General features: G+C 32.1%; 24 protein-coding genes and 1 pseudogene. 20 read left to right on the top strand and 5 right to left on the bottom strand.

Annotated elements, in window-relative coordinates:
* Positions 1 to 458: pseudogene (locus QZ357_RS05425) on the top strand (homoserine kinase); the annotation flags it as partial.
* 58 nt (positions 459 to 516) lie between these two features.
* Here QZ357_RS05425 and QZ357_RS05420 read toward each other — a convergent pair.
* Positions 517 to 2,427: an NAD(+) synthase gene (locus tag QZ357_RS05420; RefSeq protein WP_290772846.1), complete on the bottom strand. Its 1,911-nt coding sequence runs from the start codon at positions 2,425 to 2,427 to the stop codon at positions 517 to 519.
* 248 nt (positions 2,428 to 2,675) lie between these two features.
* Between QZ357_RS05420 and QZ357_RS05415 the strand changes: the two genes are divergently transcribed.
* From QZ357_RS05415 to QZ357_RS05350, 14 genes are all read left to right on the top strand, one after another.
* A complete protein-coding gene (locus QZ357_RS05415) occupies positions 2,676 to 4,502 on the top strand; it encodes a nucleoside-diphosphate sugar epimerase/dehydratase (protein ID WP_366934119.1) in 1,827 nt (608 codons plus the stop codon).
* Positions 4,503 to 4,627: 125 nt separating this feature from the next.
* Positions 4,628 to 5,926, top strand: a complete 1,299-nt coding sequence (locus tag QZ357_RS05410; protein WP_290772843.1) for an O-antigen ligase family protein — start codon at positions 4,628 to 4,630, stop codon at positions 5,924 to 5,926.
* A 66-nt stretch (positions 5,927 to 5,992) separates the two neighbouring features.
* Positions 5,993 to 7,144 carry a DegT/DnrJ/EryC1/StrS family aminotransferase gene (locus QZ357_RS05405; RefSeq protein ID WP_290772840.1) on the top strand — a complete coding sequence of 384 codons (1,152 nt, stop codon included), beginning with the start codon at positions 5,993 to 5,995 and terminating at the stop codon, positions 7,142 to 7,144.
* 2 nt (positions 7,145 to 7,146) lie between these two features.
* Positions 7,147 to 7,788 carry a sugar transferase gene (locus QZ357_RS05400; protein ID WP_290772838.1) on the top strand — a complete coding sequence of 214 codons (642 nt, stop codon included), beginning with the start codon at positions 7,147 to 7,149 and terminating at the stop codon, positions 7,786 to 7,788.
* Positions 7,788 to 8,402: an acetyltransferase gene (locus QZ357_RS05395; RefSeq protein ID WP_290772836.1), complete on the top strand. Its 615-nt coding sequence runs from the start codon at positions 7,788 to 7,790 to the stop codon at positions 8,400 to 8,402. The genes QZ357_RS05400 and QZ357_RS05395 overlap by 1 nt, the downstream gene beginning before the upstream one ends.
* 15 nt (positions 8,403 to 8,417) lie before the next feature.
* Positions 8,418 to 9,674, top strand: a complete 1,257-nt coding sequence (locus tag QZ357_RS05390) for a glycosyltransferase family 4 protein (protein WP_290772833.1) — start codon at positions 8,418 to 8,420, stop codon at positions 9,672 to 9,674.
* Between the two features lie 15 nt (positions 9,675 to 9,689).
* On the top strand, positions 9,690 to 11,003 hold the full coding sequence (locus tag QZ357_RS05385) for a nucleotide sugar dehydrogenase (protein WP_290772831.1): 1,314 nt from the start codon (positions 9,690 to 9,692) through the stop codon (positions 11,001 to 11,003).
* Positions 11,004 to 11,018: 15 nt separating this feature from the next.
* A complete protein-coding gene (locus QZ357_RS05380) occupies positions 11,019 to 12,092 on the top strand; it encodes a Gfo/Idh/MocA family oxidoreductase (RefSeq protein WP_290772828.1) in 1,074 nt (357 codons plus the stop codon).
* On the top strand, positions 12,092 to 12,661 hold the full coding sequence (locus QZ357_RS05375) for an acyltransferase (protein WP_290772826.1): 570 nt from the start codon (positions 12,092 to 12,094) through the stop codon (positions 12,659 to 12,661). Before QZ357_RS05380 ends, QZ357_RS05375 begins: the two co-directional genes overlap by 1 nt.
* The gene (locus QZ357_RS05370; RefSeq protein ID WP_290772822.1) at positions 12,651 to 13,775 is read left to right on the top strand and encodes a glycosyltransferase; all 1,125 of its coding nucleotides are present in this window, start codon (positions 12,651 to 12,653) and stop codon (positions 13,773 to 13,775) included. Before QZ357_RS05375 ends, QZ357_RS05370 begins: the two co-directional genes overlap by 11 nt.
* Positions 13,776 to 13,783: 8 nt before the next feature.
* On the top strand, positions 13,784 to 14,920 hold the full coding sequence (locus QZ357_RS05365; protein WP_290772819.1) for a DegT/DnrJ/EryC1/StrS aminotransferase family protein: 1,137 nt from the start codon (positions 13,784 to 13,786) through the stop codon (positions 14,918 to 14,920).
* Entirely contained in the window at positions 14,921 to 16,060 is a 1,140-nt protein-coding gene (locus QZ357_RS05360) for a glycosyltransferase (protein ID WP_290772816.1), read from the top strand.
* 48 nt (positions 16,061 to 16,108) lie between these two features.
* Positions 16,109 to 17,473, top strand: coding sequence for an O-antigen ligase family protein (locus QZ357_RS05355; RefSeq protein WP_290772813.1), 1,365 nt, complete (start codon positions 16,109 to 16,111; stop codon positions 17,471 to 17,473).
* Positions 17,474 to 17,495: 22 nt separating this feature from the next.
* Positions 17,496 to 18,953 (top strand): lipopolysaccharide biosynthesis protein, encoded by a 1,458-nt coding sequence (locus QZ357_RS05350; RefSeq protein WP_290772811.1) that lies wholly within the window; start codon positions 17,496 to 17,498, stop codon positions 18,951 to 18,953.
* An 8-nt stretch (positions 18,954 to 18,961) separates the two neighbouring features.
* Here QZ357_RS05350 and QZ357_RS05345 read toward each other — a convergent pair whose 3' ends face one another.
* From QZ357_RS05345 to QZ357_RS05335, 3 genes are all read right to left on the bottom strand, one after another.
* Positions 18,962 to 19,708, bottom strand: coding sequence for an ATP-dependent Clp protease proteolytic subunit (locus QZ357_RS05345; protein ID WP_290772809.1), 747 nt, complete (start codon positions 19,706 to 19,708; stop codon positions 18,962 to 18,964).
* An 84-nt stretch (positions 19,709 to 19,792) separates the two neighbouring features.
* Complete coding sequence (dapG, locus tag QZ357_RS05340; RefSeq protein ID WP_290772807.1) at positions 19,793 to 20,983, bottom strand: aspartate kinase; 1,191 nt, start codon at positions 20,981 to 20,983, stop codon at positions 19,793 to 19,795.
* 19 nt (positions 20,984 to 21,002) lie between these two features.
* Positions 21,003 to 21,242, bottom strand: coding sequence for a YlmC/YmxH family sporulation protein (locus tag QZ357_RS05335; protein ID WP_290772805.1), 240 nt, complete (start codon positions 21,240 to 21,242; stop codon positions 21,003 to 21,005).
* Positions 21,243 to 21,400: 158 nt separating this feature from the next.
* Between QZ357_RS05335 and QZ357_RS05330 the strand changes: the two genes are divergently transcribed.
* Positions 21,401 to 22,516 carry a hypothetical protein gene (locus tag QZ357_RS05330; RefSeq protein ID WP_290772803.1) on the top strand — a complete coding sequence of 372 codons (1,116 nt, stop codon included), beginning with the start codon at positions 21,401 to 21,403 and terminating at the stop codon, positions 22,514 to 22,516.
* Positions 22,517 to 22,540: 24 nt separating this feature from the next.
* Here the strand turns inward: QZ357_RS05330 and dut are convergent, their stop codons facing one another.
* Entirely contained in the window at positions 22,541 to 22,981 is a 441-nt protein-coding gene (gene dut, locus QZ357_RS05325) for a dUTP diphosphatase (protein ID WP_290772801.1), read from the bottom strand.
* A gap of 393 nt (positions 22,982 to 23,374) precedes the next feature.
* On the opposite strand from dut, the gene nrdR reads away from it, so the two are divergent.
* The 4 genes from nrdR to QZ357_RS05305 all read left to right on the top strand — a co-directional run bounded on the left by nrdR (position 23,375) and on the right by QZ357_RS05305 (position 26,246).
* On the top strand, positions 23,375 to 23,839 hold the full coding sequence (gene nrdR, locus QZ357_RS05320; RefSeq protein ID WP_290772798.1) for a transcriptional regulator NrdR: 465 nt from the start codon (positions 23,375 to 23,377) through the stop codon (positions 23,837 to 23,839).
* The gene (locus tag QZ357_RS05315; RefSeq protein ID WP_290772795.1) at positions 23,839 to 24,375 is read left to right on the top strand and encodes an NUDIX hydrolase; all 537 of its coding nucleotides are present in this window, start codon (positions 23,839 to 23,841) and stop codon (positions 24,373 to 24,375) included. The genes nrdR and QZ357_RS05315 overlap by 1 nt, the downstream gene beginning before the upstream one ends.
* A gap of 92 nt (positions 24,376 to 24,467) precedes the next feature.
* The gene (gene spoIIM, locus QZ357_RS05310) at positions 24,468 to 25,100 is read left to right on the top strand and encodes a stage II sporulation protein M (protein ID WP_290772792.1); all 633 of its coding nucleotides are present in this window, start codon (positions 24,468 to 24,470) and stop codon (positions 25,098 to 25,100) included.
* A 66-nt stretch (positions 25,101 to 25,166) separates the two neighbouring features.
* Positions 25,167 to 26,246 (top strand): D-alanyl-D-alanine carboxypeptidase family protein, encoded by a 1,080-nt coding sequence (locus QZ357_RS05305; RefSeq protein WP_290772790.1) that lies wholly within the window; start codon positions 25,167 to 25,169, stop codon positions 26,244 to 26,246.
* The last annotated feature ends 43 nt before the right edge of the window (positions 26,247 to 26,289 follow it).

Raw genomic sequence — 26,289 nt, 5'->3', positions numbered from 1 at the left:
CTTATAAAGAGGATACGGAATTTAAGTATTACAAGATAAATACGCATAAAAAATATAGAATTTGTGCTTTTATTCCCCGCTTTAAATTGTCTACGAAAAAAGCGAGGAATGTACTTCCTGACAAATACTCAAGGGAAGATGTTGTATTTAATATTCAAAGAGCTGCTTTGCTTCCTCTTGCCCTAGAAAGCGGGAAGAGTGATTTCGTGAAAGATGCTTTGCATGACAGAGTACATGAACCTTATAGAAAATCTCTTATAAACGGTTATGATGATGTTGTGAAATTAACACAACAGTATGGTTTTGTTGGTACTTATCTCTCAGGTGCCGGACCTACAATTATGGGGGTTTATGAAGGAGACATAGATTTAAAGAAATTAAAAGCGGATTTGTGTAATCTAAAAGATAAATATGATTTATATCCATTGAATATCGATTTTAATGGAGTTAAGTATTAATTAGAAGATAAATAAAAAAGACTTTCAAAACTTGAAAGTCTTTTTTATTTAATTATTTTTAATCTTCCAACCAAGATGAGAAATCCGCATCACTTGGCATTCTGAAATCCCCTCTCGGGCTCAGACTTACAGATCCTACTTTCGGTGCATCAGGCGTACACGAACGTTTGAATTGAGATATAAAGAATCTCTTCATAAAATTATTAAGCCATTTTTCTATTACTTCATCAGAATATTTTTCTTTAAAAGCCTGTTTGGCAAGAAAATGAAGTTTACTTTTCTTAGCTCCGCACCTTATGAAATAATATAAGAAAAAGTCATGTAACTCATAAGGACCTATATTGTCTTCCGTCTTTTGTGCTATTTTACCGTCTTTTGTCGGCGGAAGTAATTCCGGACTTACAGGAGTATCCAGTATGTCAAGAAGAATTTCTTTTGTATTTTTATCGCTTATCATTGCGACTGTTCTTACAAGGTGTGAAACAAGTGTCTTTGGTATGCTCGCATTTACTCCGTACATACTCATATGGTCTCCGTTGTATGTGCACCATCCGAGTGCCATTTCGCTAAGATCACCCGTCCCTACGAGAAGAGCTCCGTTTTTGTTTGCCATATCCATAAGTATTTGGGTTCTTTCTCTTGCTTGGGTATTTTCATAAGTTATATCGTGGATATTTATATCGTGTTCTATATCCTTCATATGAAGTGTTGCTGCTTCTTTAATGCTTATTTCTTTTATTGTGACTTTTAAGGATTTCATCAATTCAATTGCATTTGTATATGTTCTGTCGGTAGTTCCGAATCCCGGCATTGTTATACCTATGATATTTTCACTTGGTAAATCTAAGAGTTTCATTGTTTCATTTGCTACAAGCAAAGCCAGTGTTGAATCCAGCCCTCCCGAAATACCGACTACAAGTTTTTTCATTCCTGTGTGTTCAAGTCTTTTTGCGAGGGCAGAAGATTGAATACTGAATATTTCGTTGCATCTTTCCATTCTTAAATCTTCGCTGTTTGGTATAAAAGGATGCGGGCTTATATATCTGTCAAATCCATTTATATCGTTGTTTTTAAAATAACATTCTATTATTTCATATTCTTCTTCGTATTCGTTTTTGTTGTCATTGAAGCTCATGTTTTGTATTCTTTGAAAGTTTAATTTGCCAAGATCAATATATCCATAGTTTAGATTGTTTTGTCTTATAAAGCGTTTGCCTTTATTTATCATTGTTCCGTTTTCGGCAATTATGCTGCTTCCTCCAAACAGTAAGTCTGTTGTAGACTCATGTACTCCTGCGGATACATAAACATATCCACACAAACATTTTGCACTTTGTGAGAGAATTAAATTTGTTCTGTATTCATCTTTTGATACTACTTCATTGCTTGCAGATATATTAAGTATCAAGTTTGCTCCGTTAAGTGCAAGCTTGCTGCTTGGTGATATCGGTACCCATAAATCTTCGCATACTTCAATACCCACAGTTAAATCTTCTCTGAATTTAAACAACATCTTACCAAAAGGTACTTTTTCACCTGCAAGATCTATTTCATCATATATATCTTTTCCGCTGGCAAACCATCTTTTTTCATAAAATTCATTGTGAACAGGGATATATTCTTTTGGTATAACACCGAGGATTTTGCCGTTTAATATTATTACCGCACAATTATAAAGTGAATATTTGTATTTTACAGGCATTCCTACAATAACAGCCATATCCATATCTTTACTGTATAAAACTATATCTTTTAATGCTTTTTCACATTTATCCAAAAGAGTATCTTGAAAAAACAAATCTGCACATGTATATGCACTTACGGATAGCTCCGGAGTTACAAGTATTTTTGCGCCTTCTTTAAAAGCTTTGTCCATAAGCTCTTTTATTTGTTCTTTGTTATATTCGGGATTTGCGACTTTTATTTTCGGTACTCCCGCAGCAACTTTTATAAAACCGTAATTATTCATATTTTTTGTACCTTCTTATTCAATAATATCTTATTATAGCATAGTAAGATTTTTTTTTAAATATTATAATTTATATCATGATATATAACAATATTGTTTTTCTTTTGTTTTATTTTATTAATTTTTTATGTATTTTTTACCGATATTTTCACAAAGTTTGACAATTTATAATGTTAGTAGTATACTTTATTGCAAAGTTTGTAATGTAAAGTTAATAAGAAATTTAACTGTTTTATGGGAGAGAAAAGTTGACAAAGAAAAAAAGACTTGGGATATTACTGATTGTGGATATTCTTATAGTGACGTTTAGTATGATAATGTCACTTTTATTAAGGTTTGATTTATTTATAATACCTTCAAGATTTTTGTATCCTGCTTTGAGATTTTTGCCTCTCGATATAATTATCGCAATTTCTGTTTTGGCATTATTTAAAATGTATAACAGAGTATGGACTTATGCTTCTATGGATGAAGTTATCTCTGCTTTAAAATCAGCTGTTGTAATTGAGATAATTTATATTTTGTATCATGTATACTTTGATATAGGTATGCCAAGAAGTTATTATTTTTTTGATTTCACTTTTTTATTTGTCTTAATAGCACTTTCTCGTCTTTCTGTCAGAATTTACAAAGGTATACGTATAAGAAAAAATAAAAGTTCAATAAAAAGAAACATAATGATTATAGGGGCCGGTTCTGCAGGGTCTTTGCTTATAAAAGAAATAAAGAACGGTATGAAACATTATGAAGTAGTCTGTGTTATTGATGATAACGAAGACAAAAAAGGTAAATATATTCATAATATTCCTATTGTCGGTACAAGAAAAGATATACTTTTTAATATAAATCAATATGATATCGATGAAATAATTATAGCGATGCCGTCTGCATCCGTTGATACTATAAGAGATATTATAACAATATGTAATCAAACCAGTGTAAAGCTTAAAATACTTCCTGCCATAGCAAAGAGCCTTACCAGTTCTCTTACTCAAAAAGTAAGAGAAGTAAACTATGAAGATTTACTTGGAAGAGATGCTGTTGATATAAAAAATAAAGAACTTAGAAATTTTGTCAATGCTAAGACCGTTATGGTAACCGGAGGCGGTGGGACAATAGGTTCTGAACTTTGCAGACAGATTGCTGCTAATTGCCCAAAAAAATTAATTGTTGTCGATATATATGAAAATACGGCTTATGAGTTGCAAATGGAGCTTAAGCGAAAACATCCCGAAGTTGATGTTTTGGTTCTTATTGCTTCTATAAGAGATATGGACAGAATGGAAAGTATTTTTGCCGAGTATAAACCGGAAATAGTATATCATGCTGCGGCACATAAACATGTGCCTTTAATGGAGTATTCTCCAAATGAAGCAGTGAAGAATAACTGTAAAGGTACTCTTAACCTAGTTAAGCTTTCTGATAAATACGAAGTTAAAAGATTTGTTTTGATTTCAACGGATAAAGCGGTACGTCCTACAAATGTTATGGGGGCGACCAAGAGAATATGTGAAAAGATAATACAAAGTTATAATACCATATCACAGACTGAATTTGTCGCAGTGCGTTTCGGTAATGTTCTGGGAAGCAATGGTTCTGTAATTCCGCTGTTTTTAAAACAAATCGAAGAAGGCGGACCTGTTACCGTTACTCATAAAGATGTGACAAGATTCTTTATGACTGTAAGAGAAGCTGTTTCTCTTGTTATACAGGCAGGGCTTCTTGCCAAGGGCGGAGAGATATTCGTTCTTGATATGGGAAAACCAGTTAAAATATATGACTTGGCGGTTAATTTAATAAAGTTAAAAGGTTATGTTCCGGATGAAGACATAAAAATCGAAGTAGTCGGATTGCGTCCGGGCGAGAAGATGTATGAAGAAATCTTAATGGAAGAAGAAGGACTTACCGGAACAAAAAATCATATGATATATATTGCCAAGCCGATGGAAATAAATATAAATGAATTTTTAAGTGATTTGGAAAATCTTATATCCATAGCATATGAAAATGGAAATGAGATAAGAAAAGAAATCGTAAAACTTTGTCCTACATACAAGGAAGTAAAAAATGATTGATTTAATAACTTAAAATGAAGTTGTCTTCATTTTAAGTTATTATTTTTTCATTAATGAATTATTAAAATTTTATCGAATTATATTGATTGGGTGTATAATATATATCTGATACAGGGAGAAAGATATTGGAAAGTATAAGTAAGAAAAGTAACACGGTTTTTAATATTATGCTTATTGTTACAATGATAGTGTTTGTTTTGAGAAATACTATATTGTCGGGAATAGACAATATTTTTCTAATAAGCATTAATTTATTGTGCTTTTTTTCTTGTGTGTTTTTGTTTTTGATAAATTATGTTTGCTCAATAAAAGAGTTCTCTTTAATCAAAGTTATCAATAATAACATAGTTATAATACTGTATTTCTTTTTGAGGATATTGACTTTTTGTATAAAAGATTTTGATCCTGTGATACTTAGAAGCATTACGGTTGAGTTTTTCTTACTCGTTATATTTTTCAGAGGTATTACTTTGAATGGCAATAATCCGAAAAAGTTTTTGTATCCTTGTATGACGGTTATTTCTTTGGTTACGATATTTTTTGTTGTAAGAGCATTTTATTATATCATTCTGGGAAATAATTTTTTTGATGCACTTTTGAAATCTCTTACTTTTAAAATACAGGATTTTGTTTTTAATGTTAACACCAATGATACAGGGGTGCTGGTTATGTTTGTAGGTGCCTTTGGATTGTCATTTATAAAAAATAAGAATATAAAACATTATATTATTTTTGCAATTATGATGTTTTACTTGTATTTGACTGGATGCAGAAGTGCTACGGTAGGAATTATTGCTGTGTTTGTATCTATGATTTTAATTAAATATTTAAAAAATATCAATTGTAAAAAAATCATGATTGGAACTCTTGCTGTATCCTTTTTATATCTTTTCGCTATGTTCTCCACAAGTTTATTGAATAAGGAAACCATTGTCTTTACTCCTTTTGAAAAAACTTGGAATACGTACAGTTCTACCAGATATATGTTGGATAAATATACAATTTTGTCTCTTGAAGATGATTTTCTTTTGGGATTTGGCAGTTATGAATATACGGGAGAAGAAAGATACAACTATCTTATGGAGCATTTTCCTCAAGTTGTTGATGTCAGACTTGGGGCAGATGCAAATTATGCAAGTAAATACAGGAGTTTGAATGCTCATAATGGCTTTTTGGATTTTATTTCGGGTAATGGAATAATTTGTCTTATGTTGTTTTTATATTTTATTATCGACAAAATAAAAAATATTGATAATAAGGTATGTATGAGGTATTTTTTACCGATTGTTTATATGATTGTGGTATCTAATTTTGAAAATACTATTTTAAATATTATTCCTTTTATGTTCTTTTTGATATTGCTTTTTATATCTGTAATGGAATATGAGCAATCTAAGTTGGATAAAAATCAAAAAAGATTTTAAAAGGAAAATTTTAAGTATGGAAATTATAGAATAAAAATATATAATATATTTGTATGGGAGTTAAAAATGGAAAATAATGAAAGAATTTTTTTGGCATCTCCTCATATGAGTGATGAGGGATATGAACAAGAATATATAAAAGAAGCATTTGATACTAACTGGATTGCGCCACTCGGAGCAAATGTAAATAATTTTGAAAAAGAAATATGTTCTGTTACAGGCGCAAAAGACTCAGCGGCACTTGTAAGCGGTACTTCTGCAATACACCTTGCTTTGAAACTTTTGGAAGTAGGAAAAGACGATATAGTATTTTGTCAGAGCCTTACCTTTTCTGCCAGTGCGAATCCTATAATATATGAAAATGCAACGCCTGTTTTTATAGACAGCGAAATGGATACTTGGAATATGAGCCCAATAGCTCTAAGAAAAGCTTTTGAGAAATATAAAAAACAGGGATTAAAGCCCAAAGCGGTAATTGTTGTTCATCTTTACGGTATTTGTGCAAGTTTGGATGAAATAGTATCTATATGCCATGAATATGATGTTCCTTTGATAGAAGATGCTGCAGAAAGCTTGGGAAGTACTTACAAAGGACAAATGACAGGTACTTTCGGTGATTATGGTATACTTTCTTTTAACGGGAATAAAATCATAACATCTTCAGGAGGTGGTATGCTTCTAGTAAACACTTCTGACAGTAGCAAAAAAGCTGAAAGAGCGAGATTTTTATCAACTCAGGCAAGAGAAAATAAGAGGTATTATTACCATAAAGAAGTAGGTTACAATTACAGAATGAGTAATATCGTTGCCGGAATCGGTAGAGGTCAACTTAAAGTTTTGGAAGAAAGAGTAAACAAGAAAAGAGAAATATACTTCCATTACAAAGATGCTTTTAAAGATATTGAAGAGATTCAAATGATGCCTATAGATGAGGACAATACAAGATGCAACTGTTGGCTTTCTTCTATGCTTATTGATGAAAAATCAACAGTTAAACCTATAGATATAATTTTAAAATTGGAAGAAAACAATATTGAGGCCAGACATATTTGGAATCCAATGCATAAGCAACCATTCTTTGAAAAATACGATTATATTGATAACGGAGGAGTGGGAGAGTATATCTTTAATAACGGAGTATGTCTTCCGTCGGATACAAAAATGACAAAGGAAGACATGCAAAGGGTGAGTGATATAATAAAAACTCTTTTTAATTAATTATGATTAGGAAAAGAACTTTTTACGATAAATACATAAAAAGATTTATAGATTTTCTTTTATCTTTAATCGGACTGATTGTTTTGAGTCCAGTTTTGTTGATTGTTGCTGTTATGGTAAGAACGAAGCTAGGTTCTCCTATTTTATTTAAGCAGGAAAGACCGGGGCTTAATGGTAAAATATTTACTATGTATAAATTCAGAACCATGACTGACGAAACCGATAAAGACGGACAATTACTTTCTGATGAAGTGAGACTTACGTCCTTTGGTAAATTTTTAAGAGCTGCAAGTTTAGATGAGCTTCCGGAAATATTTAATATTTTCAAAGGAGATATGAGTATAGTCGGACCAAGACCTCTTTTGGTAAAATATTTGCCTTTGTATAATGAGAGACAAGCACATAGGCATGATGTAAGACCCGGACTTACAGGATATGCGCAGATAAACGGAAGAAATGCAATAAGCTGGGAAGAAAAATTTGAGTTGGATATTTTTTATGTGAATAACTCTTCTTTTCTTATGGATGTAATTATATTTTTTAAAACAATTAAGAAAGTTTTTGTAAAAGAAGGAATAAGCAGTGATACATCTGTAACTATGGAAGAATTTACCGGCTCTAAAGAAGCCGAAGAGGTAGCTTAATGAGTAAAATTGTTGTAATCGGTGGCGGCGGACATGCTAAAGTCATTGTAGATATTATAAAGAAAAACGGAGTTGAGCCTAACCATATAGATATTTTGGATGATAACTTGAAAGTCGGGAGTAAAATTTTAGGTGTATGTGTAAGGGGCAAAGTAGAGGATTGTTTGAAATATGATATGGATACAAAGTTTATTATAGCTATAGGAAACAATTCCGTAAGAGAAAAAATATCAAAAAAATATAACCTGAATTATGCTTCTTTTATTCATCCGAGTGCAGTGATAGGTGAAGATGTTCATATCGGAAATGGAAGTGTTATTATGGGTGGAGCAGTTATTAACAGCGCGACTCATATAGGTAATCACGTTATCATAAATACTTCTTCTTCTGTAGACCATGACAGTGTGATATCCGATTATGTGCATATTTCTCCCGGAGTTCATATGGGTGGAGCGGTTAAAGTCGGAGAAAGAAGTTGGATAGGTGTTGGAAGCAGCATAAAGAATAATATAAATATTAATTGTGACGTTGTTATCGGTGCGGGAAGTGTGGTTATAAAAGAAATAACCGAAGAGGGGACTTATGTGGGAAGTCCTGTTCGTAAAATAAGATAACATATGGAGTAATATATGAAGATATGGATTTTGAATCATTATGCCACTAATATGTATTTCGATGGGCTTGGCAGACATCAAAGTTTTGCAAAATATTTAATGAAAAAAGGACACGAAGTAAAAATTTTTTGTGCAAGTACTTTGCATAACAGTGATGAGGTCATTGAACTTAACGGTATGAAATATATCGAGAAAAAAGGTAAGGATGATGTTCCTTATGTTTTTGTCGATACGACAAAGTATAGCGGCAATGGTAAAAGCAGAATTAAAAATATGATTTCTTATTACAAGAATGTCAAAAAAGTCGTAGGAGAATATATAAGTAACGAAGATAAACCTGATGTTATTTATGCTTCTTCAGTACATCCTTTGGCACTTGTTGCCGGTATAAAATTAAAAAATAAGTTTAATATACCGTGTATAAGCGAAGTAAGAGATTTGTGGCCTGAGAGTTTGGTAGAATATGGTATAATAAAAAGGAACAGTTTTATTGCAAAAATTCTTTACAAGGGTGAAAAATGGATTTATAAAAAATCAGATGCCATAATTTTTACTATACCCGGTGGAGCAAAATATATAGAAGACAGAAAGTGGATTAAAGATATACCTTTGGATAAAGTTTTTTATATTAATAACGGAGTGGATCTTGAAGAATTTGCATACAATAAGAAAAATTATCAGTTTAATGATGATGATTTGGAAAACGATGATTTATTCAAAATTGTATATGCAGGATCAATCAGAGACGTGAACAATGTTGATGAAGTTATTTATATGGCGGATATTATGAATTCAAAAGGATATAAAAATGCGAAGTTCATAATATACGGAGACGGACCGAGAAAGGAACCTCTTGAAATATTAGCCGGTAAAATGTCTCTTGATAATGTCGTTTTTAAAGGAAGAGTAGAGAAAAAATATATACCTTATATATTATCAAAAAGTGATTTGAATTTAATCAGCGGTATATCCGGAAATATAGGTGCTTACGGGGTAAGCTGGAATAAACTTTTTGAATATATGGCAAGCGGTAAACCTATAAGCGCAAATTATAACTTGGGAAGTTATAATTTAATAGAAGATAATAAAGTAGGTATATGTAAAAAGTATGATGATTTAAAAGATTATGTAGAAGATATTAAACTAAAAATAATCGAAGATAAGGAGAATTATCAAGACTTGTGTGCTAATGCAAAAAGGGCAAGTGAAGAATTCAGCTTTGATAAATTAACCGATAAATTAATAGATGTTATAAATTCCATAAAGAAATAAAGCAGGGTGAATAATATGAAAAATGAACTTTTAAAAAAAATCGAAAAAAGAGAAATAGTCGTAGGCGTTGTGGGACTTGGTTATGTAGGGCTTCCTCTCGCTGTTGAAAAAGCGAAAGCAGGATATAAAACAATAGGATTTGATGTTCAACAAAGTAAAGTTGAAATGGTAAACAAAGCTCAAAATTACATTGGGGATGTTGTAGACAGTGATTTGAAAGAACTTGTTGATTCTAAAATGTTGTCTGCGACAACTGATTTCAGTTTTGTAAAAGACGTGGATTTTATAGCAATTTGTGTCCCTACACCTCTTGATAAACATCAACAACCAGATATTTCATATGTTAAAAATTCAAGTATAGAAATTGCCAAATATCTTACAAAAGGAACTATGGTTGTATTGGAATCTACAACATATCCGGGAACAACGGAAGAATTAATTAAACCAATCTTGGAAGAAGGCGCAGGACTTAAATGCGGGGAAGATTTTTATCTGGGATTTTCCCCTGAAAGAGTAGATCCGGGAAATTTAATATACAAAACAAAGAATACTCCAAAGGTTGTAGGGGCAATAGGAAAAGATGCCACCGAAGTTATATCAAGGATGTACAGTTCTGTTTTGGAAGGAGATATTCATACCGTATCGTCTCCTGCTGTTGCGGAAATGGAAAAAATTCTTGAAAATACATACAGAAATATAAATATTGGTTTGGTTAACGAACTGGCGATGTTATGCCATGAAATGGGAATAAGCTTATGGGAAGTTGTCGATGCGGCGAAGACAAAACCATATGGTTTTCAAGCTTTCTATCCAGGGCCTGGTCTTGGTGGACATTGTATTCCACTTGACCCATATTATTTATCATGGAAGGCAAGAGAATACGGATTTCATACATCTATGATTGAAAGCTCAATGATGATTAACGATAAAATGCCTGAATACTGTGTAGAAAGAGCAATGAAAATTCTTAATAAACACGGAAAGGCTCTAAGTAAATCAAATGTATTGGTTTTAGGTGTTGCTTACAAACAAGATATTGACGATTACAGAGAGTCTCCTGCAATAGAGGTAATAGAAATACTTGAACAAAACGGAGCAAATACCGAATTTTATGATCCGTATATAAGTGAATATAAAAACGAGGGGAAAGTTAAAAAGGGTATTGATAAAATAGACGAAAAAGTAATTGCTTCATACGATTTGATTGTTATTACAGCATCTCATAGTAATGTAGATTACAAAATGGTAAGCAAAAGCGCAAAGGCAATCTTTGATACAAAGAATGCCATGAAAGAAATTAAAAACAGAGATAATATTGAAGTTTTATAATTAGGAGAATTTGAAATGAAGTATGCATTAATTGGCTGTGGGAGAATATCCACGAATCATATAAAAGCGGCAGTAAATAACAGTTTGGAGATATGTGCCGTATGTGATATTTTAGATGAAAGAATGGAAGAGCTTCTTTTAAAACACGATTTGCAAAAGGATGAAAGCATAAAAAGATATTATGATTATAAGGTTATGGTTGAAGAAATTAAACCGGAACTTGTCAGTATTGCAACGGAAAGCGGTTCTCATGCTGAGATAGCTCTTTATTTAATAGATAAAGGTATAAATGTAATAATAGAAAAACCTATGGCAATGAGTATTAAAGATGCTGATGAGATTATAAAAAGAGCTGATGAAAAAGGTGTAAAAGTATCTGCTTGTCATCAAAACAGATTTAATATTGCCGTTCAAGAAATGAGAAAAGCCCTTGAAAGTGGAAGATTTGGTAAGCTTTCTCACGGTTCAATTCATGTAAGATGGAACAGAAATAAAAATTATTATGAACAAGCTCCATGGAGAGGAACATGGAAAGAAGACGGTGGTGCACTTATGAATCAGTGCATTCACGGAATAGACCTGCTTAGATGGATGATGGGAGATGAAATAGAAGAAGTATACGGAGTTACAAAACAACAATTTCACCACTACCTTGAAGCTGAAGATATCGGCATGGCAGTTGTTAAATTTAAAAACGGTGCAGTTGGAACAATAGAAGGAACAACAAATGTATATCCTAAAAACCTTGAAGAAACATTATATTTATTTGGTGAAAACGGAACTGTTAAACTTGGTGGTAAATCTACAAATAATATAGATGTTTGGGATTTTGCCGATGAAACAGATGAAGATAATAAAAATAAAGGTCTTGAAGAACAAACAAGCAATGTTTACGGAAACGGGCATACATCTTTATTTAGAGATGTTATAGAAGCTATAGAGCAAGATAGAAAGCCTTATGTGGATGCTGTTGCAGGAAGAAATGCTCTCGAACTTGTTTTAAGTATTTATAAATCACAAAAAGATGGTTGTGCAGTAAAACTTCCATTGACGGATTTTGCAAGTACCGATATGGAAGGTGAATTTTAATGAGTGAATATTTTGTTCATGAATCAAGCTATGTAGATGAAGATGTCATAATTGGTAAAAATACCAAGATATGGCATTTTTGTCATATTCAAAAGGGTGCAAGAATAGGAAAGGACTGCTCTTTTGGACAAAATGTCAATGTATCAAACAATGTTAAAATCGGTAATGGGTGCAAAGTTCAAAACAACGTATCAATATACGAAGGAGTAGAACTTAAAGACTATGTTTTTTGCGGTCCTTCTATGGTTTTTACCAACGATTTAACACCCAGAGCAAAATATCCTAAAGGACCAAGGGGTTATAAAAAAACTTTACTTGATACCGGATGTAGCATAGGTGCGAATGCAACAATAGTTTGTGGTAATAAAATCGGTCAATGGGCGATGATTGCTTCCGGTGCTGTTGTTACAAAGGATGTTCCCGATTATGCCCTTTATGCCGGGGTTCCCGCAAAGCAAATCGGATTTGTATGTGAGTGCGGTAATGTGCTTGGCGAAGATTTAAAATGCAGCTGTGGAAGAGAATATAAAAAAGACAAGGATAGTCTTGTGAGGAGTAATGATGATTAAGGTTTGTCATATGACGAGTGCACATAAACCTACAGATATAAGAATTTTTGAAAAAGAGTGTGTTTCTTTGGCAAAGAAAGAAGAATATGATGTGTACTTGGTTTCAAAAGGCGAAAGCTATAAAAGTAAAAATGTAAATATTGTGGGAATAGGAGATATAAACAGAGGAAGATTATCCAGAATGCTTTTTACCGCAAAGGATATTTATAAAAAAGCTCTTGAAATTGATGCTGACATATATCACTTTCATGATCCCGAACTTCTTCCTTACGGTTTGAAATTGAAAAAGAAAGGCAAAAGTGTAATATTTGACAGTCATGAAAATTACAGTGAACAGATAAAGGAAAAATATTACATTCCCAAATTTCTCAGAGGTTTTATTTCAAAAGTATTTAAAAGCTATGAAAGCAAAGTAACGAAAAAAATAGACGGTGTTATTTTTCCTTGTCCCATGTTTGGGAAACATCCTTTTGAAGGTAGGAGTAAAAGATTTGTTTATGTAAACAATACTCCTATTTTGGAAGAATTATATGATAAATATGATAAAAATGATAAAGATTATTCTAATCCTGTTGTATGTTATGCTGGGGGGCTTAATGCAAACAGAGGAATAACCAAATTAATTGAAGGTTGTTATAAGTCCGGTGCAAAACTCATTTTGGGAGGGAACTTCGTTCCTGCTTCATATGGTGAAGAATTAAAGAATAAGGTAGAATATGAATGCGTAGATTTTAGAGGATATTTAAATAGAGACGATATTCTAAAAATGTACGAAGAATCTACAATAGGTGCAAATGTTCTTTTGAATATAGGGCAGTATTCGGTTCTTTCAAATTTATCTACGAAGATATACGAATTTATGTCTATGGGGCTTCCTGTTATAAGCAATGATTATCCGTATGCAAGAGAGGTTATGGAAAAATATAAATTCGGTTTGGTTGTGGATTCGAGTAACAGTAATGAAATAGCAAGTGCAATAAAGTATTTAAGCGAAAACCCTGATATTGCAAGACAAATGGGGGAAAACGGAAGAAAGGCAATCAAGGAACATTTTAACTGGAGCATAGACGAAAAAGTTTTATATGATTTATATGAAGATATATTGAAACAGTGAGGATAGATATGGAATTCAGAGACTTAAAAACACAATATAGGGTATTAAAAGACGATATAGACAAAGCTTGTGAAGAAGTGATGTTAAACTGTAATTTTATAAGCGGAAAACAAGTGGAGGTTCTTGAGAAAGAACTTGCAGAGTATGTTGGAATAAAGCACTGCGTAACTTGTGCAAACGGAACAGATGCTCTTTCTCTTGCTTTAATGGCTTGGGGAATAAAAGAAGGTGATGCAGTATTCGTTCCCGACTTTACTTTCTTTGCTTCGGGAGAGGTAGTATCTCATATAGGGGCTACGCCTATCTTTGTTGATGTGGATAAAGACAGTTTTAATATATGTCCTGATAAGCTTGAAAAAGCTATATTAAAGATTAAAGAAGACGGGAAACTTAAACCTAAAGTTATAGTTGCAGTTGATTTATTCGGACTTCCTGCCGATTATGAGAAAATAAGAAAAATAGCTGATAAATATGGTTTATTAATTCTTGAAGACGGAGCTCAAGGCTTTGGAGGAGAAATAAACGGCAAAAAAGCATGCAGCTTTGGCGATATAAGCACGACTTCATTCTTCCCCGCTAAGCCTCTCGGTTGTTATGGAGACGGAGGCGCTGTGTTTACGGATGACGATAAAATTTGTGAGCTTTTAAAGTCTTACAGAGTGCACGGTAAAGGCTCAATGAAGTATGATAATGTAAGAATCGGTGTAAACTCAAGACTTGATACGCTTCAGGCAGCTATTTTGTCAATTAAATTAAAAGCATTTAAAGATTATGAGTTAAAAGATATAAATGAAGTGGCTAGAAAATACACAAAAGAATTAAAAGATATAGTAAAAACACCTGTTATTAAGGACGGATTTTATTCCAGTTATGCTCAGTATACTCTCACTTTACAAAGTAGAGAAATGAGAGACAATCTTCAAGAATTCTTAAAAGATAACGGTATTCCTACTATGATATACTATCCAAAGCCAATGCATAAGCAAAAGGCTTTTGATTATGTAGATTACAAAGGAGAAGATTTAGAAAATACAATTATGCTTTGTGATTGTGTATTATCAATTCCAATGCATCCGTACTTAAAAGACGAAGATATTATAATTGTAACAGATAAAATAAAAGAATTTTTCAGTGGCAGGAAATAGATGAAAATTTTATTAATAGGAAATGCAGATTCGTTTTGGATAAAAGAGTATATAGAATACATTCTTTTAAAGGAATCGAATGATATATTTGTAGTTTCCAAATCAGTAACAAACAAAGATTTTAAGAAGTTTTATGATGAAAACAACATTAATATTTTAAATACAGACAAAGGAACCTTTTTATTTGATTTTATACCGAGACTTAGGACTCTTATTAATATGAAGAAGAAGGTAAAAAAAGAGTATAAAAAGGGTAAATTTGATGTTGTTCATATTCATTCTGTTCCCAGCAATTTTATGATAACTTTCTTAAATAATCATATAGTCAAATATGCTGAGAAAGTTATATGTACATACTGGGGATCCGATTTATTATCAAAAGATAAGGGGCAGTTGAGAAATGCCATACCTTGTCTTAATAAAGCTAAGTATATATCTTATTCTTCAGACGGAATGGATAAGTATTTTCATGATGTATTTGGGGATACATATAATAATAAAATAGTCAGAGCAAAATTTGGTATATCTATTTATGATGTAATAAATCAGGTAAAAAAAGATAAAAGCAAAGAAGAATGTAAAGAATTTTTTGGGATAAATAAAAATAAAACAAGTGTTGCAATAGGGTATAACGGAAATATAAGGCAGCATCATTTGGATGTATTAAAGGAGATTGGTAAGCTTGAAGATAGTGTATTAAGTAAAATAAATATAGTAATTCAGCTTAGCTATGGGCTTACGAGTAATGAATATAAAAGTGAGATTTTGGATTCGTTAAGTAAGATGAATGTCGAATATACTATAATAGAAGACTTCTTAAATAAGGAGCATGCTGCAATGCTAAGACTTGCCACGGATGTTTTTATTCATGCACAGGATAGCGATGCTTTTTCCGCCTCAATTCAAGAATGTGTTTACAGCGGAAGCATTCTGTTAAATCCGTCATGGATTATTTATAAAGAGTTTGATGATTTGGGTATAGATTACATTATATATAATTCTTTTTCTGAAATTAACAGGTATTTAAGAAAAGTAATAAATAAAGAAGTTCTTTTCGATAATACAAAAAAAAGCAACCTTCTTTACAATAAATATTCTTGGCATGCAGTAAAAAATGATTGGGAGAAATTATATTTATAATCTGTATTCTTTCATTCTAAAATTTCGTAATATAAGGGAGTTGTGGTTATGGGTAATGGTTTGATTAATTTATTGAATATAATATCTAAAAAAAATAAAAATGTATCTAATAAGGTTAAAGCTAAAATAATAACTTTTAGCTTTTTCTTATTGTTTTGCAATATGTTTTTATCTTCCCTTGGCGTATATAGCGGGAGCAGCTCTGTAGCCGCTATTGTAGGGATTTTTATTACGTTTGTTGTAATTTGGTTTTTTGCCGATAATCACATATCTTCTGGGGATTTAATAAATAAGCCAGTTGTTATTTTATTCTTTTTTGTTGGGATATTTTTTCTTATTTCAGCTGTTTTGCATAAAGTCGCTGCCTTTATATTAATATCTTTTATACTTTTATTTGTGCTTCCCGTATTTTATTTTACGGTAGGTAATGATTATAATAATTTTCTTTATATGATGTCATTGGGAGCAAGATACAGTTATATTTTAATGCTTATTGTTTCTGTTTTTATTTCTCCTCTTTCCAATGGGCAGTATGCATCTTTTCTCGGAAATCCCAACGGACTCGGTTCTTTTTTATCGGTGATTTTTGTTGTTGTTTTATATTTGTATGAGATTAATGATAATAAGAAAGACAGGATTATCAATATGTTTTTGATAGGGAGTATATTTGCGCTTTGTATATTTACAAAATCCAGAACCACTTATCTTTCTTTGGGCTTTTCATTTTTTATATACGTTATATATATGATTATAGACAGAAGTTATAATTTGAGGGATTTGATTGGAAGAGTGATAAAAATTTTTGTGTCATCATTTGTATCTCTTATTCTGATGTTTTCTCTTCTTACATATGTCAGTAACTTTATTTTGAGTTTGGAAGAAAATATTTTCGGTCAGTCTTTTAAGATAGTGTTTAATCCTGAGAGCAGCTATAATGAGATTACTGATTTAAAAGGACAACTGCAAGGTGCGGCGGAAAGAGGGAAAAAAGGAATTGGAGACAGTAACTCTTTCTCTTCTGGACGAGCGGAAATTTGGAGAACGTATCTTAATGATTTGAATTTGACCGGGCATAATGCCGATAAACTGAAAGTTCCTTATCAAGGCGGATATCTTGAAGCAAATGCACACAATACATATTTGCAAATTGCGCATAGTGGGGGAGTTGTGGCAGGAATAAGTTTTGTTGTGTTAAATATTATGTTTGCATTTTACCTTTTTAAAGTCTTGTTTAGAGGAATAAGAAACAGAAAAATTGATATAAAATATTTATTTGTTGGTTCTATGCTTATAAGCTGTGAGATTATAATGATGTTGTCTTCGGTTTATTATCCTTATATAAGCGCCGTATCTGTTGTATATTACTTTGTGATTGGATGCTTTTTCGTTAAGCCGAGGTGCTTGGATGATTAATATAATTGATTTGGAGAATTAAATGAGTGATAAAAAATTGTCTTCGGGAAATGTAATAGTAAATTTAATATGGAAGTTTATGGAAAGAATAAGCGTACAGGCTATAAATCTTATTATTCAAATTTTACTTGCCAGAAAGCTTTTTCCCGAAGATTTTGCCGCTGTGGCAATAATTACTGTTTTTATAAATGTAGCAAATATTTTTGTTCAAAGCGGATTTGGTACTGCCCTTATTCAAAAGGCGGAAATAGATGAAGTAGATACTTCTTCAATTTTCTTTTTTAGTATTACGGCATCCTTTGTGTTATATGCTGCATTATTTTTTATATCTCCTTATGTTGCACAGTTTTATAACTTGGATATACTTAAGTATCTTTTGCGTGCAGAGGGAATTATATTGGTATTTGCCGCCTTTAATACTGTGCAGCAGGCGATTATGGCGAGGAATCTTGAGTTTAAAAAGAACTTTAGGGCAAGCCTTACGGGGTGTATTGCCGCAGGAATTACCGGTGTATCTCTAGCCTATGCAGGAGCCGGGATATGGGCATTGGCACTGTCTGCAATAGTGAATAACTTTATGCTTACTGTTGTTCTTTGGTTTAGTGTAAAGTGGAGGCCTAAACTTGTATTTTCCATGAAGAGGGTTAAAGCTTTATATTCTTTCAGTTGGAAGCTGGTTTGTTCTTCTCTTGTAAGTGTGGTCTATACAAATGTAAGAACACTCATTATCGGTAAGGCTTTTAAAGCCGATGTACTTGGATATTACAACAGAGGAGATATGCTTGGCTCAAGTTTGATGAACGGGCTTACAGGGGCAATATCGGCTGTTATGCTTCCTGTGCTTTCAACCAAACAAGATAAGGTTGAAGAATTAAAAAAAATGCTTAGAAGAACAATGTCTCTTAATTGTTTTGTTATATTCCCTGTTATGTTTGGACTTGTTGCTGTTGCAAAACCTTTAATACTTCTTTTGTTTACAGACAAGTGGCTGGGGGCTGTTCCGTTTATGAGACTTGTTTGTATTGCTTATGCTTTTTATCCGATGCATTCGGCAAATTTACAGGCAATAAATGCGCTTGGAAGAAGTGATGTCGGATTAAAGTTGGAGATAATAAAACGTGTACTTGGTTTATGCCTTATAGGTTTGAGCTTCCCTTTTGGGGTATATGCTATTGTCGGAAGTGAAATATTGTTTTCTTTATTGGCAACCGTAATTAACGGATTCCCGAACAAAACTCTTATTAATTATTCCATAAAAGAACAATGGAGGGATATATTCCCTTATTTATTGGCTTCGATTGTTATGTCTATTTTGGTTTATGGTTTAAGTATGATATTGAGTGTTGCAAATATTTTGCTTTTGTTTATTCAAATTATATCCGGTATAATTTTTTATATAATTTTCTGTCATATATTTAAACTTGATGCATATGTTTATATGCTTGGCAAGATAAAGGGTTTTGTTTTGAAAAGAAAATAAAGCAAGAACTATTTGTTCTTGCTTTTGTTTGTTTTTCCGGTATGCTCATATTCTTTTATAAGTTCAAGTAATTTATTTCTTGCGTCTTTAAGAGATCCAACTTCATCTATCAGCCCTATCTTAACAGCTTCTTCTCCTACGAGCACGGATCCCATGTCATTTACGAGTTCGTCAGTGTTGAGCATGATTTTATTAAATAAATCTTTATCAACGTTTGAGTGTTCAACTACAAAATCCGTTATTCTCTCCTGCATTTTTTGAAAATAAAGAAAGCTTTGAAGTACTCCTATTACAAGACCTGTTGTTCTGATAGGGTGTATCATCATTGTTGCGGTTGGAGTAATAAATGAATACGTTCCGCTAACAGCAAGGGGAACACCTATACTGTGGCTGCCTCCGAGTACCAGCGTTACACATGGTTTGCTCATTCCGGATATCAGTTCGGATATTGCAAGGCCTGCTTCTACATCCCCGCCCATTGTATTCAGGATAAGCAAAACTCCTTTTATTTCGTCTTTTTCTTCGACGTCCATAATCATAGGTATTATATGTTCGTATTTGGTTGATTTTTTTGGAGATCCGGCTTCTATATGTCCTTCTATTTCTCCTATTATGCTTATGGTTTGTATTCCGCTTTCGTATTTGTCATTCATTTGTCCGAGCTCTTTTAATCTGTTTATTGTTTCTTCATCAAAATCCGATTCGTGACTTATATCGAATTCTGCCTCGTTTTCCATTCTGTTTTTTTCTTTCATAATATTTCCTTTCAAATATAATAAAATAAGAAAGAACTTTTGTCCTTTCTTATTTTTATCAATTATTTGAAATTTATGTATTTTTTATTTAATTAGATTTTTATGAAGTATATTTACTGCATCTTTTGCCTGCTTTGTATCGACAAGAACTGATACTGTCGTGCTGGAATCCGAAGATTGATGAACAAATATATTGTTCGAATAAAGAGCTGCGATTATTTTTGCAACTACCCCCGGAACTCCTTTCATTCTTCCCATTATTGTTATTTTGGTAAATCCGTCGCATATTGTATATTCAAGTTCAAGTTTTGACATCGCTTTATCTACTATATGCTGTTTATCAGAATCTATAATAAAGGTTTTTCTGTCAGGGAATATGTTTATCATATCTATTGATACTTCTTGTTCCGCCAAGACTTCGAATAATCTGTCTTCTTTTTTAATATCGGTAAATTTAATATCTACCTGGCTGCATCCGTCTATTTGAGTTACTGCAGAAAAATGCTTTTCGCTGAAAATATCCTGAGGTGTATCTTCTATTCTCGTTCCTCCGTAATATCTTCCTTTTTGGGTGTTTAATATAGCTATAGGCACATCGGCTTTCATTGCATATTCCACGGCTCTCGGATGAATTACTTTTGCTCCGTATTCGGCAAGTTGGAATACTTCATCGTAATCCACGTTTTCGATTAATTCGGCATTTTCAACAACTCTTGGGTCAGCTGTCATTACACCGTCAACATCCGTATATATTTCAACCAATTCTGCATTTAAAGCAGCGCCGAGTGCTGTTGCTGTGATGTCGCTGCCGCCTCTTCCGAGTGTAAGCATTTGTCCGTTTTTGCTCATTCCCTGGAATCCCGCAACTACAGGTACTATATCTTGATTTACAAGTTCCATTAATCTGTTTGTGTCTATTTTCAGTATTTTTCCGTCTCCGTAATTTTCGTTGGTTACAATACCGGCTTGTCCTCCCGTAAGAGCTCTTGCGTTAATTCCTTTTGCTCTTATTTCTTCACTTACGACAACTGTCGTGATGATTTCTCCGCAGCTCGCAAGTAAATCTTTATTTCTTAAATTTGCGTTTTTCATGTCCGGAAGCAATCCCAAAAGAGAATCTGTTGCATAGGGTTCAGGTTTTCTCCCCATGGCTGAAACTACTATAATAGGTTTAAATCCGTCATCAATCGCATCAATCATGTTTTTTATAATCATACTTCTTGATTTTGCCGTATTTACGCTTGTACCGCCGTACTTTTGCACAATAATTTTCATTGCTTAAACCTCTGTGTATTTATTTTTTTATATCTATCATTATTGTATCCATTCCTATTTTTACGATACTTTCCCAAGGTATGGTCAAGTACTGAATTTCGCCGGAAAAGAAAGTTCTGGCTTTGCCTTGCGGAATCAATACTGCTTCTATTTTACCTTCTTTTTCATCTATTTGCAAGTCACAATTCCCTAAAATCCCCAGTTTTTCACCATTATTTATATTGACTATTATTCTGTCTTTTAATTGTGATAAATTCATGTGCTTCACCTCTTTTAAATATATGAAAAGAATTATGGATTATTAATAAAAGTGTATGTAAATATTATATGGTTTTGCGCTTGTTATATTTTATTAGTATTTTTTATATTTATAAGTTATAATTAAAATATAATAAGTGATAAAAGGATGTGAAAAAAATGTTAGACGAAGGGCAAAAACAATTGGTTAAAAAATATTGTCTTTATCCAAGTCTTTCATTGGCATTTTTAATTGTTTCCTTAACAATTGGATTTCTTTGGATAATTTTAAATATGCTTGGGGATTTGGTTTTTAATTCTATTAGATTTTATACTGCAGGGTTATGGACATATATCGGAATTGTAGTTGTTTATTTAGTATTTTTCATTTATTGTTTTTTATATACAAAGATTGGAATGAGAAAAGAAAAGTGGACTAAAATTGTAAATCATGCAGATTTAAAATTAGCAAATAAGGATTATTCAAAAAGCATAAGTTTGCTTTTAGGTGCAAGGGGAGCTTCAACTTTACTTGATATGTCTGATAATAAAAGTCTAAAAAACACTTCTGATGCTTTGGATGCTATTTCTGCCATAGGTAGTGTTGCGATGGTTGCTTCAATGACAAATGAATTAAGTTCTAATGCAAAAACAGTCGCAAGAGTTTTTGATATTGAAATTCCCAAAGCAAAGAAATATGTTTTGTCAATAGTATTAATTCCGGTTATTTTATTGATAGCTACATATGTTCCTCATTTTATTTTTTCCGCAAATAATGCAAATAATCAAGCTCTGATTTCATCAAAATCAGTATATGCATTACAAAGCTCATTTGAAATAGACTGCGTGAATGTAAGAATTAATGACCCGCTTGAAAAATATAATTCCCATGGATATGATGTTGCGGGATATTTATATGATTATGATGAAGCATATAATTCAAGCATAAATGTAAGTGTAAATAATGAAGGATTAATAGAAAAGGTAATTTACAATGTTGATATTGATATAACTAAAAGTAAAGAAGAAAATTTGGAAAAAGCAAAAGTGGATATTTTGAAATTAAATGTAATGCTAAATGATGCAAACGTAAAAGCATTGTCAAGTGATTTGCTCGAGGAGTATGAACTGCCAAAGGATTTTTGTGATAAATTTATAGAAGGTTCGTATTATAAAAAAATAAATTATAGTATTAACGAAAATGTCGATGTGGATTATTTTACGGAAAAAAAAGATGATTATGACAAGTATAGTTCTTCTTATATTTATTTTACAATAAAAGAACCGAAAAAATAACCAGAAAGCATATTGCTTTCTGGTTTATATTCCGCTGTGTCCGAATCCTCCGTCGCCTCTTTTGGTATTCTCAAGTCTTTCCACTTCTATAAATTCCGCAACTTCGTGTTTCGCTATAACCATTTGGGCTATTTTCATTCCGGGAGTTATTGTAAAAGGTTCGTTTTTTAATGTTGTAAGGATTATTCCTATTTCTCCTCTGTAGTCACTGTCTATTGTTCCTATGCCGTTTACAAGGGTTATCCCGTGTTTTAGGGCAAGTCCGCTTCTTGCTCTTATTTGTGCTTCGTACCCTTTTGGGAGTTTTATGTGTATACCTGTAGGGATAAGTTTTATTTCTCCCATATTTACTGTTATATTATCTGTTATATTTGCGTATAAATCTGCGCCTGCACTTCCACAGGTTGCGTACTTTGGTATAGGATACGGAGATTTATTTATTATTTCAACTTTTACTTTATTCATCTATTTGATACCTTTCTGATTTTTTATCAATTATATATTAATTGAGTCAGATTTTCAAATGTACCTTGATTTACGGGGTTAATATAAAAGTTACGCTATATGATTTTTTATTAAATTATTAAAAAATTTGAAAATGAATATTTTGTAAATCTTAAACTAATCGATAAAGAAATATATGATTGACATTAAAGAAGACCTTTGTAATCTTTTTTACTTTTATTAATTGTTATTCATGTATATTTTTATGGATTTTTTTAAGAGTATAAATTGAAAAATATATAAGATAATATCAGAATATACCTGCTTTTATTTAATTATTGAATTACGAATTTATTTATTATATAATCTAATTGTTAAAATATCAGAAATATTTGGTGTGAAAGGTGATATAAAATGAAGTGTCCGTATTGTGGTTATTTGGAAAGTAAAGTTATAGATTCAAGACCTACAGACGATAATACAGCTATAAGAAGAAGAAGGGAATGTTTGTCGTGCGAAAAAAGGTTTACGACATATGAGAAGATAGAGACGATTCCGTTGATTGTTGTCAAGAAAAACGGAACAAGGGAGTCTTTCGACAGGAATAAAATTATGAACGGTATAATAAAATCTTGTGAAAAGAGACCTGTATCCGTTGAACAGATAGAGCATATTGTAAATGAGATAGAAAGCAATATTCAAAAAATAGCAAAGAAAGAAATATCTTCCGATATAATCGGAGAACAGATTATGAAATATTTAAAAGATTTGGACGAAGTCGCTTATGTAAGATTTGCATCCGTATACAGACAGTTTAAAGATGTTAACAGCTTTATGGACGAACTTAAAAATATGCTGAATGAAAGAGGAAAACAATAGTGGAAATAAGAGAGAAGGTTATTAAAACAGAAGAACTGCTAAAAGGGAACATATTCAATGTAAGAAGAGATCATGTACTTTTGCCAAACGGTAAAACAGCGACAAGGGATGACCTTGATCATGATGGGGCATCTGCTATCTTTGCTTTAACTGATGCAAATGAGGTCATTTTGGTACAACAGTTTAGATGTTCTGTATATGATATAACAACAGAACTTCCAACGGGGAAGCTTGAATATGGAGAAGACCCGAAAGATGCTGCCATAAGAGAATTGGAGGAAGAAACCGGATACCGAGCAAAATATTTTGAACATTTTATGGATATATATTCGGCTGTCGGTTATTGCAATGAAGTATTGCATATTTATCTTGCAAAGGATTTATATGAAACATCACAGAATTTGGATGAAGATGAATTTTTAAATGTGATAAAAGTAGATATAAAAACTTTGAAAGAAGATATTTTGAATAATAAGTACAAGGACAGCAAACTTATATGTGCCGTGCTTAAGTATTGCACTGAAAATAATATTTAAAGAAATAATCATAAAAGAATTAATTGGGACATACCCTTTATTAACAGGGCATGTCTTTTTTATGTCCTTAGTAAAATTGAGGATAAAAAATTATGATCAGAGAATTTATTAATTATCACTTTAAAGAGAATAGGAAAAAATACTTGTTTTTTACTTTTGTGTTTGTTTTGGGATTGGTTGTTGGAGGCATTACAATATATTTTTTAACTTCTCAGCAAACAGAAGAATTGGTAGGTTATATAAGTTCGTTTTTTTCTGTTCTTTCTAAGGATACTTCAGGTATAAACAGCAAAGATATTTTTATGACTACGCTTTACAGAGATTTAAAATTATATGTGTTTTTATGGATTTTGGGTCTTAGTGCTTTGAGCTTGATTTATTCTGTAAGTGTAGTTTTTTACAAGGGTTTTATTCTTGGGTTTACAAGTACGTTTTTTATATATCAGTTTGGGCTTAAAGGTATTGTGTTTGCGGCTGTTATGTTACTCGTTCAAAATATTATAAAAACAGCTGCGTTGTTTTTTGCTACGGTAACTGCATCTTCCTTTAAATTCAATGTGCAAAAAAACAACAAAAACAAATATAAACAGGTAAATAACTCTGCTTTTTACATACGCTACACTATATATATTATAATAGCATTTTTATTGAATATCTTGGGAATTTATATAGAAAGTTATATCGTACCTATGTTTATGGTAGTATTTTCATCTGCGTTTTTATAAAAATAATAATAATTTACCCCGGCTTTTGTTTACGGAAAAGACGTTGAGGATAAAAAGGAAGTAAGTATGAAGGTAGAAAGTAAAGCTGTTATATTGATGGATGCTGGGAGCGGAAAAGTTTTATATGAAAAAAATAAAAATAAAAAGCTTTCTCTTGCCAGTGTTACGAAGGTAATGACGATACTCTTGATTTTAGAGGATATAGACGAAGGTAAAATTAATATGGCAGACAGAGTAACAATATCCGACTATGCGAGTAAAATGGGTGGCAGTCAACTATTTATGGAAGAAGGTGAGAGCCGAACGGTTGAAGAATTGTTTTATGCCATAATCATAGAAAGTGCAAATGACGCTTGTGCGGCGATGGGAGAATTTATAGGCGGAAGTATAGAGAAGTTTATATTAATGATGAACGATAAAGCTAAAGAGCTTGGTATGAAGAATACTCATTTTGTAAATTCAAATGGTCTTCCTGCTGATGATCATTATTCTTGTGCATATGATATAGCCATTATGACAAAAGAGGTTTGTAAATATCCTGATGTATTTAAAATAAGTTCTACTTGGCAGAAAGATATACAAATAGGAAAAAATAATGATAAAGAAAGAACGTTAAACAATACGAATAAGCTCCTTAAGATGAATGATAAAGTTGATGGACTTAAAACAGGATACACCGCAGATGCGGGGCACTGTATAGCTGCTACAGGAAAAGACGGGGATCTACGACTTATTGCCGTTATTCTCGGTGCACCCGACTCAAAAACGAGATTTTCTGAGGCCAATAAGCTTTTAAATTATGGATTTAATAACTATAAAGGAGTAAATGTTATTCAAAAAGGTAAAAGTTTTGCTCAGGTAGAGGTTAATAAGGGGACGGCAAATACCATTGATGCAGTTGCGAAAGAAAATGTTTCGGTTATTAGCGGACGCAATGAAAATAAAAGTTACACTACGGATATTAAACTTGACAATAAAAAAGTCGATGCTCCTGTAAAACAAGGTGATAAGCTCGGAACGGTAACGGTGAAGGACGGTAATGATATAGTTGGTACCAGCGATATAGTCGCATCAAAGTCAGTGGAAAGTATTGGTATGATTCCTTTTATAAAAGGTATGTTTAAAGAGTTTGTTACCTTAAACTAGTTGTCGTGATTTATTTATATATAACAAACTAAGAGCTCTCAAA

Origin of the sequence: Anaerofustis sp. (genome assembly GCF_019420015.1) — a bacterium.
In the GTDB taxonomy this organism is placed as follows: Bacteria; Bacillota; Clostridia; order Eubacteriales; family Anaerofustaceae; genus Anaerofustis.
This window is presented reverse-complemented; position numbering and strand designations above follow the sequence as displayed.

What these genes read in the sequence shown, in the direction of transcription:
- QZ357_RS05375 (WP_290772826.1), top strand. Translation starts at nt 12,092, where the DNA reads ATGAGTGAATATTTTGTTCATGAATCAAGCTATGTAGATGAAGATGTC.
- QZ357_RS05330 (WP_290772803.1), top strand. Translation starts at nt 21,401, where the DNA reads ATGTTAGACGAAGGGCAAAAACAATTGGTTAAAAAATATTGTCTTTAT.
- QZ357_RS05405 (WP_290772840.1), top strand. Translation starts at nt 5,993, where the DNA reads ATGGAAAATAATGAAAGAATTTTTTTGGCATCTCCTCATATGAGTGAT.
- QZ357_RS05370 (WP_290772822.1), top strand. Translation starts at nt 12,651, where the DNA reads ATGATGATTAAGGTTTGTCATATGACGAGTGCACATAAACCTACAGAT.
- QZ357_RS05420 (WP_290772846.1), bottom strand. Translation starts at nt 2,427, where the DNA reads ATGAATAATTACGGTTTTATAAAAGTTGCTGCGGGAGTACCGAAAATA.
- nrdR (WP_290772798.1), top strand. Translation starts at nt 23,375, where the DNA reads ATGAAGTGTCCGTATTGTGGTTATTTGGAAAGTAAAGTTATAGATTCA.
- dut (WP_290772801.1), bottom strand. Translation starts at nt 22,981, where the DNA reads ATGAATAAAGTAAAAGTTGAAATAATAAATAAATCTCCGTATCCTATA.
- QZ357_RS05345 (WP_290772809.1), bottom strand. Translation starts at nt 19,708, where the DNA reads ATGAAAGAAAAAAACAGAATGGAAAACGAGGCAGAATTCGATATAAGT.
- QZ357_RS05390 (WP_290772833.1), top strand. Translation starts at nt 8,418, where the DNA reads ATGAAGATATGGATTTTGAATCATTATGCCACTAATATGTATTTCGAT.
- QZ357_RS05400 (WP_290772838.1), top strand. Translation starts at nt 7,147, where the DNA reads ATGATTAGGAAAAGAACTTTTTACGATAAATACATAAAAAGATTTATA.
- QZ357_RS05360 (WP_290772816.1), top strand. Translation starts at nt 14,921, where the DNA reads ATGAAAATTTTATTAATAGGAAATGCAGATTCGTTTTGGATAAAAGAG.
- dapG (WP_290772807.1), bottom strand. Translation starts at nt 20,983, where the DNA reads ATGAAAATTATTGTGCAAAAGTACGGCGGTACAAGCGTAAATACGGCA.
- QZ357_RS05355 (WP_290772813.1), top strand. Translation starts at nt 16,109, where the DNA reads ATGGGTAATGGTTTGATTAATTTATTGAATATAATATCTAAAAAAAAT.
- QZ357_RS05380 (WP_290772828.1), top strand. Translation starts at nt 11,019, where the DNA reads ATGAAGTATGCATTAATTGGCTGTGGGAGAATATCCACGAATCATATA.
- QZ357_RS05335 (WP_290772805.1), bottom strand. Translation starts at nt 21,242, where the DNA reads ATGAATTTATCACAATTAAAAGACAGAATAATAGTCAATATAAATAAT.
- QZ357_RS05305 (WP_290772790.1), top strand. Translation starts at nt 25,167, where the DNA reads ATGAAGGTAGAAAGTAAAGCTGTTATATTGATGGATGCTGGGAGCGGA.
- QZ357_RS05385 (WP_290772831.1), top strand. Translation starts at nt 9,690, where the DNA reads ATGAAAAATGAACTTTTAAAAAAAATCGAAAAAAGAGAAATAGTCGTA.
- QZ357_RS05395 (WP_290772836.1), top strand. Translation starts at nt 7,788, where the DNA reads ATGAGTAAAATTGTTGTAATCGGTGGCGGCGGACATGCTAAAGTCATT.
- QZ357_RS05365 (WP_290772819.1), top strand. Translation starts at nt 13,784, where the DNA reads ATGGAATTCAGAGACTTAAAAACACAATATAGGGTATTAAAAGACGAT.
- spoIIM (WP_290772792.1), top strand. Translation starts at nt 24,468, where the DNA reads ATGATCAGAGAATTTATTAATTATCACTTTAAAGAGAATAGGAAAAAA.
- QZ357_RS05350 (WP_290772811.1), top strand. Translation starts at nt 17,496, where the DNA reads ATGAGTGATAAAAAATTGTCTTCGGGAAATGTAATAGTAAATTTAATA.